The organism is Deltaproteobacteria bacterium (assembly GCA_028818775.1).
Lineage (GTDB): Bacteria > Desulfobacterota > Binatia > UBA9968 > JAJDTQ01 > JAJDTQ01.
In genome coordinates, this window is sequence record JAPPNE010000047.1 from 1 (window position 1) to 13,131 (window position 13,131).

The window sequence follows — 13,131 nt, forward strand, 5'->3', positions numbered from 1 at the left end:
GGATGAACATGGGCACGGGCACCAGCACGAAGGTGGAGATGGAGCTGTCGATGCTCAGCACGAGCTGCTGCAGGCCGATGGTCCCGCCCCAGAAGACGTAGACCCCGACGAGGTTCACCAACGTGAAGGCGAAGGCTACCGGCAGCCCGATGAGCAGCAGCGCGGTCAGGCCGCCGAAGAAGAACAGCATGTAGGCCCACCACTCCACCGCTGTTCACCTCACCCGCCGGACCCCACGGGTTCGGGTGCCGCGTCGTAGGCGCGCCGGGCCCGTCTCATGAACTGGAGGGAGAGAAGAAAGCAGCCCAGCGGGATGACGCCCAGGTTGATGACCCTGGGGATCTCGATCTCGGCCGGGATGAGGATGCCCCGCTGCCACGAAGTGACGGCCTCGACGGTGCCGTACCAGGCCACCACGAGGCAGATCAACGCGCCGACAACGGAGTTGGCGCAGGTCAGCCAGCGGCGGGTCGCGGGCCTGAGCCGGGTGACCAGCAGGTCGATGGTGACGTGCTCTTCGCGCCGGAGCACCCAGGCGGCGCCCAGGAAGGCGATGTAGACGAGCAGCGTGCCGCTGATCTGGTCGACCCCCAAGAGGCCCTCCCGCAGACCGTACCGGAAGAAGACCTTGACGGAGGTGAGGAGCATGACGGCCACCAAGAGGGCGCCGGAAAGCGCCGCGCCGGCATCCAGGAGCCAGTCGAAGATGCGGATGATTTTCTTGCCGGCCGTCATGCGGGGGTGTGAGCCGTCAGTTATATCCCATCAGCTTCCTGGCCGCGGCATAGTCGTCCGCGCTCATCACGGTCTTGAAGTGCGCCCACAGGGCCTCGTTGGAGGTCTTGGCCCAGTTCTTCGCCTCGGCGTCCGAGAACTTGATGACCTTCATGCCGGCCTTCTTCATGGCCGCCAACTGATAGGCCTGGTGCGCGGACATCCAGCCGGCGGACCAGCGCTGGACCGGAGCGACGGAATCCAGCATGGCCTGCTGAACGTCCTTGGACAGGCTGTTCCACTTCTTCAGGTTCACCGCGATGCCGATGCCGTCCCGGTACAGCGGATGGCCGATGAGGAACTTGGTGACCTTGTGCCAGCCGAAGTTGGTGAAGCCGTCGTAGTAGGGCCAGGTAAAGCCTTCCACCGTGCCCCTCTCCAGCGCGAGGTAGACTTCCGACGGCGGAAGGGTTACCGGCTCGGCACCTACCGCCTTGACGAAGAAGCGCGTCAGCGGCGGTACGCGGATCTTCATGCCCTTGAGGTCGGCCGGGCTGGAGACCTCCTTCTGGGTGGACATGAAATGGTTGCCGGTGTTCCGGTCGCCCGAGAAGGCCCCAAGGTAGCGGACCCCCTGCTTCTCGTACATCTTCACCATGAAGTCGTGCAGCGCGTTCCCCGGCCCGCCGTCGGGAGGCTCCAACGGCGACAGCTCGGTTACGTAGCCCGGCTTGACCACGCCCGCCCAGTAGTTCAGCGCGCCGAACCAGACGTCGAACACGCCCCGCACCAGCGCTTCCGGCTGGTCGAAGGTGGGAACCACTTCCCGCGCTCCCTTGAAGGTGATCACCGCCTTGCCGTTGGCGCGCCGGTTCACTTCTTCCATGTAGCGGATGCCGACGTCGGCGGCGGAAGAGACGCCCGGAGGCCAGGAGCCCACCATGTTCAGCTTGACTTGTGCGGATGCGGTTCCAGCCCCGCCCGAAAGCCACAGCAAGGCCAGCGCCGCCACCATCCATGCACCGATTGAGCCGTTTCGCTTCATTTCGCTCCCCCTCTCTGGACACCCCAATCAGAGGTGCCCCAACGCAAAAAATCCGGGAAACCGCCGGTTTCCTCCGAGGCCCGGCCCGATTAGACGCCTTCACTGAAAGCCTGTCAACACGTTTCGGCGGCCGGGAAGGCCCGTGTTCCGGTAGCCGGAAATTGCGGGACGCGACACTAGGCGCGGAACATGGCGGGGACGTAGCGCGGCGCGCCGATGGCGTCCATGAAACGCTGCTTCATCATGGGCGGGTTCATGGGGAACGCCGGCTTCACCGGCGGTATGTCGGGTTCGGTGGCCAGCACCAGGAACGAGGGACCCTCCTCCGTCAAGGCCGGCGGCAGGAGCGTCCGGAAGGTTTCCAGGGAAGCGACGCCCTCCGCCTTGCCAATGCCGGCGGAACGGGCCAGGTCCGCCAGGTTCAGTTCGGTGTTGGTCAACGGCTGGCCCCCGGACGCCGCGTGGATGTTGTTGTTCACCAGGAGCACGGTAAGGTTTCGTGGAGCGACGGACCCCACGGTGATCAGGGTCCCGAGATGCATCATCAGCCCGCCGTCGCCTTCCACCGCCACCACCCGCCTCTCCGGCTGGGACACGGCCAGCCCCAGGGCCAGCGGCAACGCGAGCCCCATGGCGTCTTCCAGGTAGAAGTTCTCCGGGCGGTCGCAGACGTTGGACCAGGCGTAGGAGGCGTTGCCCAGGGAGGTGACCACCAGCGTGTCCGCAGACACACATTCGGCGAGCACCCTGTAGTAGGCTTCCCGTGTCGGACGTGACGCGCTCACCAGCGTATGTCCTCGCTGTCCAGCAACAGCACGAAGGGCGCCGAGCCCTCTTCCGCGAAGGTCGCCGCCCGCTCCACCTGCGCGTCGATGGGCAGGTCGGGTTCGGCCACGGCATAGGAGAGCCCGTAGGCCCGCAGCACCGGCTCCGTCGCCCGCCCCTTGGGGAGGTGATAGAAGACCGGATCCCGTGCCGACCCGCGGTACGAGGCCAGGATCAGGATCGGGAACTGGTAGCGCTGGGCCAGGCACACCATGCCCGCGCCGGTGGTCAGAAGCCCGACGTTCTGGATCAGCAGCACCGTGCGCGCGCCGCCCAGCCGCGCCCCGCAGGAGATGGAGAGGGCCTCTTCCTCGTGGGTGGCGCGGATCAGGGTCATGTCCGGATCTTCGTCCACCCTCTCCATGAAGACCCCGATCCAGCTATCTGGAACCGAGACGACGACGCTGACGCCGGCCCGTTTCAGGGCGGCCAGCAGTTCGCTCGGGCGGTGATTGGTTCCCTCGCTCATGAGTTTCGCTACGCACACAAGCCGGCGGTCAACGGTTCTCGCCGCCGGCCCGACGGGTCAGCCGGGCGCGATCATAGCCAAGGCGTCTACGGATAACAAGACGGAACTGCTATGAACCGGTGTGAGGGACCGACCGTACGGGATCAGGTCTGACACCGCCATGCGTATTTTCGCCATTTCAGACGTGCACGCGGACTACCCGCAGAACATGGCGCTGGTGCAGGCGTTGTCCGCCGGCGACCATCGCCGTGACACCGTACTCGTGGCGGGAGACGTCACCGACGATCTCGCCAGGCTGACCGATGTTCTCCGAGCGTTCCGCCAGAGGTTTGCCCACGTCTTCTTCGTACCCGGCAACCACGAGCTCTGGGTCCGGCGCGGCGAATCAGGAGACTCCGTGGACAAGTTCGGGAAGGTCGTGCGCTTGTGCGCGGACCTCGGGGTCGGCACGACCCCGGCCCGGATCTCCTCCGGCTCGGACGATCCCGGCGCCTGGGTGGTGCCGCTGTTCTCCTGGTACGTGAAGCCGGAGCAGGGCGCCGAAAGCCTCTACGTCCCCAGGGAGGGTGACGACCCCAGTCTCTCCATGTGGGCCGACGAGGTCCTGACCAGATGGCCGGAGCGGTTGGCGGTGGCGGACTATTTCCTCGACATGAACGAGCCCCATCTCGGTCGCGAATATGACGCGCCGGTGCTGTCGTTCAGTCACTTCCTCCCCAGACGGGAGGTGATGTTCCGCTCGCCCGCCGCGCCGCCCGCGCGCGCCGGCCGCGCCATCCGGTTCAACTTCAGCCGGGTCGCTGGCAGCACCCGGATCGAGGCCCAGCTACGCGCGCTGGGCTCGGTCGTCCATGTCCATGGCCACCAGCATCGCAACCGCGACCGGGTCATCGACGGCGTGCGCTACGTGTCCAACTGCCTGGGTTATCCGCCGGAACGGGCGCGCGGCGAGATCGGGGAGTCGTGCGGGAGTCTCAAGCTGGTCTGGGACACCGCTCCTAGTGAATAATCCCTCCGCCTTCCACCACCAGCAGTTGCCCGGTCATGAAGTCGCTGTCGGCGCTGGCAAGGAAGAGCGCGGTGCCGGTGACGTCCTCGGGCACCTGGATGCGCTTGAAGGCCCGGCGGCTGGCGCTGTCAGACCGTCGCTTGCGGATCTCTTCGGTGATGACGTCCTCGCTCATGGTGGAGCCGGGGGTCATGCAGTTGACGTTGATGTTCCAGTCGCCGAGCTGCCGGGCCATCACACGGGTCAGGCCGACCACCCCGCCCTTGGAACTGGTGTAGTGGGGCATGTTGCTGGTGCCGTTCAGGAACGTTCCCGACGCGATGTTGATGATCTTGCCCGACTTCTGCTCCTTCATCACGGGAATGACCGCGCGGCAGCACATGAAGACGCCCTTGAGGTTCACCTCCATGACCCGGTCCCATTCGTCCAGCGGACAGTCCTCCACCCGCCCCATCCACATCTTCTGGGTCACGTAGATGGCCGCGTTGTTGAGGAGCACGTCGATGCGCCCGAACCGGTCGACGGTTTCGGCTACGAGACCCTCGATGCTGTCGTACTTCGTGACGTCGGTGGCGCGCGCCCACCCGGATTGTCCGGCGTCCGTCAGCTCCCGTGCCACGGACTCGCCCGCCGCGGCGTCGATGTCGGCGATGACCACCCGCGCGCCTTCCTCCGCGAACCGCTTGGCATAGGCCTTCCCGAGCCCGTGTCCGCCTCCCGTGATGATGGTGACCTTGTCCTTGAGTCGCATGGATGCCTCCCTGTTTCGGATGGCGGCGAGTATAGCACACCGGCCCCGACAATCCGGTGGCGCGCCCGCCGATTGATCTATCCCTGTCCGAAGGCGTAAAAAGGAGGACGCGGCAGCGTCCGCGCATTCGGACACACAGGAGGTTCACCGTGCAGTTCGTTCGACTGTTCACCGGGGACGACGGCCAGTCCCACTTCGAGGATCTCGACACCGGCGCCGAGGGCGGCTACTTCTTCGAGACCCTGCCGGTCACGGGGCTGGTGCTGAAGAACGATCCGGCCACCCACCTGGGCGACTTCCACACCGCGCCGCGGCGCCAGTACTGCATCACCCTGTCGGGCTCCGCGGAGATCCGGGTGGGCGACGGCACCTCGCGGACCTTCGTGGCCGGGGACGTCTTTCTCGCGGAGGACGTCACCGGGCAGGGGCACACGCTCAAGCCCAACAACTGGGCGAGGGCTTTCGTTCACATCGATTAGAGAATGAGACAGAATGGTCGCGGGCGGTGCGGCCCCCGAGACTTCCCAAGGTATGTCAGGAAAGGAGACACGGCATGAGCAGTGAGGAAAAGACCCCGATCAAGGTCAAGAAGATCGGCCACGTGGTGTTCAACGTCAGCGACCTCGAGCGCAGCACGAAGTTTTGGACGGAGATCATGGGCTTCAAGGTGTCGGACGTGAACGAGCGCGGCATGATTTTCCTGCGCAACGCGTCGGACCACCATACCGTGGCGCTGTTCCCGTCCAAGTCCAACAAGGGACAGCCGGAGCAGGACCAGGTGGCGTTCAACCACTTCGCCATGGAGGTGGGCAGCGTCTCCGAGTTGTTCAAGATCCGCGAGTTCCTTAAGGCGAACAACGTGCCCATCCTGTACGAAGGCCGCAGGGGCCCGGGCTGCAACCCTGGGGTGGAATTCACCGATCCCGACGGCTTCCAGATCGAGCTCTACGCCTCCATGGACCAGATCGGCTGGGAAGGCGAGAGCCGGCCGGCCGAGCAGTGGTCCCGCGCCACCACGCTGGAAGAAGTGCTCGAGAAGCCCATTCCGGGCGTCAACTACGAGTAGTCCGCATCACCGCGGAGGGAGGGGCCGGCACGACGCTCTCCTCCCTCCGCTCCATCCAACGAATCGGTGGTGCGCTGTCCGGTTCATTCGCACCTTGCCATGCGAATGGACCGGACAGCGCAGCAGGGCAGGGGCACGATGCCGGTGGACGTGATCATGCCGGCCATGGGCGCGACCCAGGAGACGGGCCGCCTCGTGCGCTGGTTCAAGCAGGCAGGGGACTCCGTCACCAAGGGCGAGATGCTCATGGAGGTGGAGACCGACAAGTCCGTGGTGGAAGTGGAGGCGCCCGCTTCGGGAATCCTGGCCCAGGTCACCGCCGAGCCGGATGACGACATCCCGGTGGGGCAGACCATCGCGCTCATCGTGGAGCCGGGCGAGGAGGTGTCTCCACCGGAGGGATTGGCCCCGCCTTCCCCGAAGGCAACGGAATCGCCGGACACGCGCATTTCCCGTCCCGTGCCCGGGTCGCGGCGCACGCGTGCAACGCCGCCCCGGAATGCAGCGAAACCACGGTCCGCCGAAACCGCGGTTCCCGCGGCAAGCCCCGGCACCGGCCGGCTCCTTGCGTCCCCCGCGGCCAAACGCTTGGCAATGGAGAAGGGTGTGGAACTCGCCGGCGTATCGGGCTCCGGACCGGGCGGTGCCGTAGTCGCCCGCGACATCCTGTCCGTGGCGTCGGATGCTCCCACGGCCGAGGGCGCGCTGTCCCCGCCCAGCCGCATGCGCCGCATCATCGGCGAGCGCATGACTTTGAGCAAGCAGACCGCGCCGCACTTCTACCTCAGCATGGATGTGGACATGACCGCCGTCGAGTCCCGGCGCGCGGCGTTGAAGGAGCAGGCGTCCGGGCAGACGCCGTCCATCAACGACTTCATCCTGAGGGCGACGGCCCGGGCGCTCGCCGAATCACCGTCCATGAACGCCGCCTGGACGGACGCGGGCATCCAACAGTTCAGTGATGTGAACCTCGGCATGGCCGTCGCCGTGGACGAGGGCCTCCTGGTGCCGGTCATCCGCAACGCTGATAAGCTGGACCTGGAGGAGTTGGCTCGCCGGAGCCGCGAGCTTGCGAGCCTGGCTCAGAGCCGTGGACTCAAACCCGCCGACTACCAGGGCGGCACTTTCACGGTCTCCAACCTCGGCATGTTCGGCGTCGACAGCTTCACCGCCATCATCAACCCGCCGCAATGCGGCATCCTGGCCGTGGGGCAAGTGGCTCCCCGGGTAGTCCCCCACGACGGCAACATCGCCGTCCGCGCCATGATGACCATGACCCTCTCTGCCGACCACCGTGTCGTGGACGGCGCCATCGGCGCCCGGTTCCTGCAAAGGGTGAAGCAGCACCTTGAACAGGTTTAGCACGCCCCTCGCCACCCCTGGATTCCCGCTTCCGCGGGAATGACGATTCAGGGGGTTGTTGCCTTTCTCAGATGGGGTTTTGACACAGCCTGTTTCGCGGGAATGACGATTCGAGGGGTCTCTGCCTCATGAGTTTCGACACAGCCTGTTCCGTGGGAACGATGCTTCGGGGGGTTACGGGAAACCTGTTTCGCTACATCCCCGGCCAGCTCTCCATAGGGTCGGTGGAGCGCACGAGGTGCATGCCGGCGGAGGCGGCTTCGTCGAGGGTTTGCTCCGCGGCTTCTGTAAAGTCGGCGAGGATGGCGCCGTCTGGGCCGCGGACGACCACCGAGGACATGCAGTCGGTGAGGAGGTAGACCTTCCGGGCCAGTGACGGGTCTTCGTTGCGGATTTCTTCCAGCAGGTCCTGCACGGTGCTCTTGACGCAGTGGCTGGCGGCCTGGCCGCCCACGACGAGGGCGTCGGCGTCCACCAGGGTCTTGTAGAAGCGGACGTTGCGCTCCGCCAGGGCGCCGCCGTCCCAGGTGGTCAGGACCTCGGGGCGCAGCACGGAGTAGTTCTCCGTCAGGTTGTGGGAGCCCTTGATCTCGGCCCAGGACTGGGTCATCCGCGCCAGCGAGTGCAGCGTCCTGGCCTCGTCCACCACACCCGTGACCGTGTGGCCGGGGCTTCCCACCAGGCAGTGGGGCGGCCACAGGTAGAGCGTGTATCGCCCGCCGGCCGCCAGCTCCCGGTTGTAGAAGCGGCACTGCTCCACCAGCCAGTCGTAGCCCTTGTCGGTGACCCAAGGGGTCATGGCCGGATTGGGGAGGACGTTCTCCTTGAGGACGTTTCCCGCGGGATCGATGTTGACCAGCACGCGGTCGTCGCGCCCGTCCACCGTGATCAGCGTATGGGGGGCCAACGGCTCGCCGCGCGTGTCCACCCAGAACCAGGGGAAGAAGATCTGGAAGTTGTAGTGGCTGTCCAGGGTGCAGCGGATGTGGGTGAGCCGCGCGAGGTTGCGGTAGATGAACTCCGCGATGCGCCGGTTGTCTTCGACCGCGCCCTGTCCGCCGCGGCCGCCCACGTAGAGCGTGCCCTCGGGATGGCAGAAGTCCCGCTGCACGTCGATGAGCAGCAAATCGACTCTTCTGGCATCCGCCGCCGCAGGCGCGATCCCGAACTCCCGCCGGAACCGGTTGGCTTCCTCGAAGACGGTCATGCGGTCCGGAGTATAGGAGAAGTCGGCCGCGTTGTCGGCACGGTAGCAGGCGGGCGTCTGTTCTATGTCCGTTGCCATAATGAGCCTATTCTACCAGCGGCCCGCCCGCAGGCAACAAGCGCGTTGCCTTCCCCCGGCGGGCGGGCCTGTGACATAAAGGAGAGCATGGCGGCCCGCTGGCTCGAGCTTTCCGTGCAGGCCGAAGGCCCGGTGCAAGACACGATCTCCAGCTTCCTCGTGGAGAACGGCTCGACCGGTGTGGTCTGCGGAGACCGGTCCCTGCGCGCGTTCTTTCCCGACACCGTGGACGCTGCCGCCCTCAAGCCCGCGGTGCGACGCTACCTGCGCGGGCTCCGGGAGATCTTTCCCGATTGCCTCGTGGGGCGTACCCGCTGGCGGGTGATGGCCGAGAAGAACTGGCACGATTCCTGGCGCGGCCGCTTCAAGCCGCAGCGGATCGGGCGCCGGCTCGTGGTGACGCCACCGTGGTTCCGTCCGCCGGAGAACCGCCGCCGCGTGGTCTTCATCGAGCCCGCCATGGCATTCGGCACGGGCACCCACGAGACCACCCGCTGTTGCCTCGAGCTTATCGACGAGCTATGCGCCGGCGCCGCGCCGGCCAGGGCGCTGGACGTGGGCACGGGGTCGGGCGTTCTCGCCATCGCCATGGCCCGGCTCGGGGTGGGCGCGGTGCTGGCGCTGGACAACGATCCGGTGGCGCTGGAGGCGGCCCGGACCAACCTGGGGCTCAACGGAGTGGACGGCGCGGTGACCCTGAGCAACATGCCGCTCGACCGCGTCCGGCGCCGCTTCCCGCTGGTGGTGGCCAACATCATCCTGGAGACCCTCGTGGAGCTGGCCCCTCCGCTGAACGGGCGCGTGGCCGCCGGGGGTTCGCTGATCCTGTCGGGGCTGCTGCGCGACCACGTTCCCGTGGTGCTGCGGTGTTTCCGGGATTTCCGAATGGTTCAACGCAAGGACCGCAAGGAGTGGAGCACCGTGCTGCTCCTGAAGGAATCATGAGCCTGCCGCGCTTCCTGGTATCGCCGGATGCGGTGCGCGACGGGGCCGCCACGGTGGCGGGCCCGGAACTCGCGCACATGCGCAAGGTCCTGCGCCTGCGCCCCGGCTCCCGGGTGCTGCTCTGGGACGGCGAGGGCGCCGAGCACGAGGCCGTGATCACCGCCTATGAAGGTGGAGTTGCCGCCATGACCGTGGTACGGTCCTATCGCCCGGAGCGGGAGTCCCCCCTGGCGGTCACGCTGGTCCAGGCCGTGGGCAAGGGCGACAAGATGGACTGGATCGTGGAGAAGGCGACCGAGCTGGGGGTGACGCGCGTGGCGCCGTTTTTCTCGTCGCACACCGTGCCGCGGTTCGGCGGCGACAAGGGCGAGCGCCGCCGCGAGCGCTGGCGGAAGATCGCCGCCGCGGCGGCCCGGCAGTCGGGGCGCACCCGCATCCCGGAGATAGGTGAGCCGGACCGGTTCGACGCCATGCTCGACCGGGACTGGCAGTGCGACGCCAGACTGTTGTTCTGGGAGGACGCGCAGGGAAGGGGACTGGCTTCCCTGCGGGAAGAGTTGGACAGGCCGCGATCGGTGCTGGTGATGGTGGGCCCGGAAGGCGGGTTCAGCGGAGAAGAGGCGGCGAGAGCGGCGGCGCGCGGTTTCCGCACCGTCGGGCTCGGCAGGCGCATCCTGCGCACGGAAACCGCGGCCGTGGCGGCGGTCTGCGCCGTGCAGTTGTTGTGGGGCGATCTGGGGTGAGGCGGGGCGGTGCAACATTGTCGAGAACAGGAGGTTCGTCATGGACAAGCACACCGAGGAAACCCTGAACCGGCTGCTGGGCCGGGCCGGCCTGAAGATGGCCAAGAGTGACCGCAAGCGCTTCATCCCGATGCTGGAAGACTACATGGAGAGCCTGGACAAGCTTCACTCCATCAACCTGGCCGGCGAGCAGGTGGGTGGGGTCTTCCGGCCCGAGACGGACGAGGACCGGTAGGAGCGTTTCGCGGAACGACGAGGAACGGACATGTCGGATTTGTGTTTTTCCAGCATTGACAGCATCGCCCCGCGCTTGCAAAAGCGCGAGGTGTCGCCCGTGGAGCTGACGCAAGCCTATCTCGACCGGATTCACGCCGTGGACGGGGACCTGCACGCCTACGTGAACCTCATGGAGGAGAGCGCGCTGGCAGAGGCGCGCGCGGCGGAGCAGGATATCCTGAACGGCCGCTATCGGGGGCCGCTGCACGGGGTTCCCTTCGCGGTGAAGGACCAGTACGACGTCCGGGGCGCCCTCTCCATGGTGCGCATCCCGCAACCGGCGGGACCGGGAGAAGACTGCACCGCGGTGCGCCGCCTGCGCGAGGCGGGCGCGGTGCTGCTCGGCAAGCTCAACATGAGCGGGCTTCCCGGCGGCATCGAGGCTGCCCGCAACCCCTGGAACCTCGACCATGTGCCCGGCGGCTCCAGCACCGGCTCCGGCGCCGGTATCGCCGGCGGGCTGTGCATGGGCTCGCTGGGCGAGGACACCGCGGGATCCATCCGCAACCCCGCGTCCTTCTGCGGCATATCCGGCCTGAAGCCCACCTACGGACGGGTCAGTCGGTTCGGACTGGCGCCGCTGGGGTTGTCGCTGGACACCGCCGGCCCCATGACCCGGGTGGTGGAGGACCTCGCGCACATGCTCCAGGTCCTGGCCGGCTTTGACCCCAGGGACCCCACCTCGAGCCCGGTGGACGTTTCCGACTACAGCGCGGACCTGCGCGCCGGGGTTTCGGGCATGGTCGTCGGCGTGCCGCGGGATTATTTCAAGCTCATCGACACCGATCCCGAGGTCCTGGAGCTGTTCGACCAGGCGCTGGCGGCCCTGGATTCCCTGGGCGCCAAGATCCGGGACGTGACGGTGCCGAGCATGGAGTACGCCACCATCGCCAACGGTCTGATCTACTCGTGCGAGTTCTACAACATCTGCCGGGCCGACATGGACGCGGCCATGTCGGGGGAGGGCTCGGAGTCCCGCCGCGCGCGCCTGTTCATAGGCGCGGTGTCCACCAGCGGCGACTACATCCAGGCCCAGCGGATGCGGAGCCGTCTGCGGCGGGAGTTCAACGACGTGTTCCGCGAGGTCCACGTCATGGCCCTTCCGACCAATCCGACGGCCGCGCCGCTGGCCTCGGAACTGGACGGACTGGACGCGGTGAACAAGATGCTGCGTCCGGACTACCCGTCGCCGGCCAACCTCGCCGGCGTTCCGGCGCTGGCCATCCCGTCCGGCTTCAACTCCAAGGGGCTGCCGGTGGGCATGCAGTTCTGGGGCAAGGCTTTCGCCGAGTCCACGCTGCTGAGGGTGGGCTACGCCTACCAGCAGGAAACCCGCTGGTTCGAGCGCCGGCCGGCGGGTTGACGTTGCGGTGGCGTCGTCGGCGCGGGGGCCTTCGACGATGGCCGCGATCCTCCTGCTCCGGTCCCGGCGCTTTCAGGGTCCGGGGTCGTGCCGGATGTCCAGGCCCGGGGACGGGCGGCGCCCCCTGCCGCCACGCCTTCGACGGCCAGGCGCACCGCCGGGAGGTAGGTCCGGCTTACGGGTATCTTGTGCCCTCCCGCCAGTTCCACGTAGCGGCGGTGCCGGTCCTTCTCCAGCCTCACCACGCTGCGATAAGAGACCCAATAGGATCTATGCACCTGCATTCCCATGCCGGCAAGCTCGGCCACCGCGTCGGCGAAGCGCATCAGGATGATCTCGCTGCCCGCGGAGGTGACCGCCTCCACGTAGTGATCGTTCATCTTGAGATAGATCAGGTCGGCGTCCGGATGGGCGGACAGCCGTCCCAGGAACGGGGATTGAGGCGCGGCTCCATCAACGGGGGAGCCCGTCAGGGGCGGCTCGCCGGATGCGATGGCGTTCGGAAGGGGTACACGGCGGGCCGCGGCGCTCACCGCGGCCGCGTCCACGGGGTCGGGACGCTTGGAGCTCCGCGAAATGACGTGGAAAATAAACACGCTGCCAAGGAACATCGGCGCGAACACCCAAAGGTAAAGTGCGCCTAAATCATCCGAGGCATGGGTGGGCAGCCACGCACGGTCGAGGGTATAGACCAACGCCGTGGCCGGCAACGCCGATATCACGGTCGTAGCGGAAAGGGCCAGCAGAACCTGTGGGAACGGCCGGGAACCGGCCAGGTAGAGTGCAAGGACGCTCTTGGAGTAGCAGACTGGGAAACAAACGACGGCGGCGATACCCCAGAATGCCAAGCGTTGCGGCCAGGCGACCGTCGCGTGGGTCCCGGCCGCGCCGATGACGGTGTAGAGGACAACGAACACGGCCACGATCGCTATCGCCAGGGCCAGGATTCCCGGCGCCAACATTTCGCGATACGCCGATTGCCAAGTTCGTAAATTGCGATCGACAACGTCAATCGCCGCAAATTCCTCGTTTGGGAAAGCTCTCGTTGTGTTCACGTAGCGCCTCCAACCGGAAACATGCCAGCGCACACGGGAGGTATTGGCGTTCGGCGCACAAACGTGCAGGTTTGTAACAAAACCAGTTTCACCACGCAAGTTGACGAAACAATCTGGAAGGAACAGGTGGGCGCGTTGTGGATCTTGCCCCTGACGCGGGTTCCCGCGTATAGTCCCTGCCGAGATCCGTACATTGAGCCGATCCGGAAGTCAGCCCGAGAGG

At 66.7% G+C, this 13,131-nt stretch carries 16 protein-coding genes; 8 read left to right on the top strand and 8 right to left on the bottom strand.

Annotated features, from left to right (window positions below):
• The 5 genes from OXU42_04540 to OXU42_04560 all read right to left on the bottom strand — a co-directional run.
• On the bottom strand, window positions 1-208 hold a 208-nt coding region (locus OXU42_04540; protein ID MDE0028660.1), incomplete at its 3' end, for a TRAP transporter large permease.
• An 11-nt stretch (window positions 209-219) separates the two neighbouring features.
• Window positions 220-735: a TRAP transporter small permease gene (locus tag OXU42_04545; GenBank protein MDE0028661.1), complete on the bottom strand. Its 516-nt coding sequence runs from the start codon at window positions 733-735 to the stop codon at window positions 220-222.
• Window positions 736-751: 16 nt separating this feature from the next.
• Window positions 752-1,759, bottom strand: a complete 1,008-nt coding sequence (dctP, locus tag OXU42_04550; GenBank protein ID MDE0028662.1) for a TRAP transporter substrate-binding protein DctP — start codon at window positions 1,757-1,759, stop codon at window positions 752-754.
• Window positions 1,760-1,935: 176 nt separating this feature from the next.
• Entirely contained in the window at window positions 1,936-2,544 is a 609-nt protein-coding gene (locus OXU42_04555) for a thiamine pyrophosphate-dependent enzyme (protein MDE0028663.1), read from the bottom strand.
• Window positions 2,541-3,053: a thiamine pyrophosphate-binding protein gene (locus OXU42_04560; GenBank protein MDE0028664.1), complete on the bottom strand. Its 513-nt coding sequence runs from the start codon at window positions 3,051-3,053 to the stop codon at window positions 2,541-2,543. The genes OXU42_04555 and OXU42_04560 overlap by 4 nt, the downstream gene beginning before the upstream one ends.
• 160 nt (window positions 3,054-3,213) lie before the next feature.
• On the opposite strand from OXU42_04560, the gene OXU42_04565 reads away from it, so the two are divergent.
• Window positions 3,214-4,062, top strand: coding sequence for a metallophosphoesterase family protein (locus OXU42_04565; protein ID MDE0028665.1), 849 nt, complete (start codon window positions 3,214-3,216; stop codon window positions 4,060-4,062).
• On the opposite strand, the gene OXU42_04570 is transcribed toward OXU42_04565, so the two are convergent.
• On the bottom strand, window positions 4,052-4,813 hold the full coding sequence (locus OXU42_04570) for an SDR family NAD(P)-dependent oxidoreductase (protein MDE0028666.1): 762 nt from the start codon (window positions 4,811-4,813) through the stop codon (window positions 4,052-4,054). The genes OXU42_04565 and OXU42_04570 overlap by 11 nt on opposite strands.
• Before the next feature lie 149 nt (window positions 4,814-4,962).
• On the opposite strand from OXU42_04570, the gene OXU42_04575 reads away from it, so the two are divergent.
• The 3 genes from OXU42_04575 (at window position 4,963) to OXU42_04585 (ending at window position 7,241) form a co-directional block, all read left to right on the top strand.
• Window positions 4,963-5,292 (top strand): hypothetical protein, encoded by a 330-nt coding sequence (locus OXU42_04575; protein ID MDE0028667.1) that lies wholly within the window; start codon window positions 4,963-4,965, stop codon window positions 5,290-5,292.
• Window positions 5,293-5,366: 74 nt separating this feature from the next.
• Window positions 5,367-5,879 (top strand): VOC family protein, encoded by a 513-nt coding sequence (locus OXU42_04580; protein MDE0028668.1) that lies wholly within the window; start codon window positions 5,367-5,369, stop codon window positions 5,877-5,879.
• 105 nt (window positions 5,880-5,984) lie between these two features.
• Window positions 5,985-7,241, top strand: coding sequence for a dihydrolipoamide acetyltransferase family protein (locus OXU42_04585; GenBank protein ID MDE0028669.1), 1,257 nt, complete (start codon window positions 5,985-5,987; stop codon window positions 7,239-7,241).
• A 193-nt stretch (window positions 7,242-7,434) separates the two neighbouring features.
• Here OXU42_04585 and OXU42_04590 read toward each other — a convergent pair whose 3' ends face one another.
• Window positions 7,435-8,526, bottom strand: a complete 1,092-nt coding sequence (locus tag OXU42_04590; protein MDE0028670.1) for a nicotinamidase — start codon at window positions 8,524-8,526, stop codon at window positions 7,435-7,437.
• An 87-nt stretch (window positions 8,527-8,613) separates the two neighbouring features.
• On the opposite strand from OXU42_04590, the gene OXU42_04595 reads away from it, so the two are divergent.
• The 4 genes from OXU42_04595 to OXU42_04610 are packed head-to-tail and all read left to right on the top strand — an operon-like array spanning window position 8,614 to window position 11,853.
• On the top strand, window positions 8,614-9,471 hold the full coding sequence (locus OXU42_04595) for a 50S ribosomal protein L11 methyltransferase (GenBank protein ID MDE0028671.1): 858 nt from the start codon (window positions 8,614-8,616) through the stop codon (window positions 9,469-9,471).
• A complete protein-coding gene (locus OXU42_04600) occupies window positions 9,468-10,214 on the top strand; it encodes a 16S rRNA (uracil(1498)-N(3))-methyltransferase (protein ID MDE0028672.1) in 747 nt (248 codons plus the stop codon). The genes OXU42_04595 and OXU42_04600 overlap by 4 nt, the downstream gene beginning before the upstream one ends.
• A gap of 40 nt (window positions 10,215-10,254) precedes the next feature.
• Window positions 10,255-10,449, top strand: coding sequence for a hypothetical protein (locus OXU42_04605; GenBank protein ID MDE0028673.1), 195 nt, complete (start codon window positions 10,255-10,257; stop codon window positions 10,447-10,449).
• Window positions 10,450-10,479: 30 nt separating this feature from the next.
• The gene (locus tag OXU42_04610) at window positions 10,480-11,853 is read left to right on the top strand and encodes an amidase (GenBank protein MDE0028674.1); all 1,374 of its coding nucleotides are present in this window, start codon (window positions 10,480-10,482) and stop codon (window positions 11,851-11,853) included.
• Here OXU42_04610 and OXU42_04615 read toward each other — a convergent pair.
• Window positions 11,808-12,908, bottom strand: a complete 1,101-nt coding sequence (locus OXU42_04615; protein ID MDE0028675.1) for a LytTR family DNA-binding domain-containing protein — start codon at window positions 12,906-12,908, stop codon at window positions 11,808-11,810. The two genes, OXU42_04610 and OXU42_04615, sit on opposite strands and share 46 nt — an antisense overlap.
• Window positions 12,909-13,131: the final 223 nt, after the last annotated feature.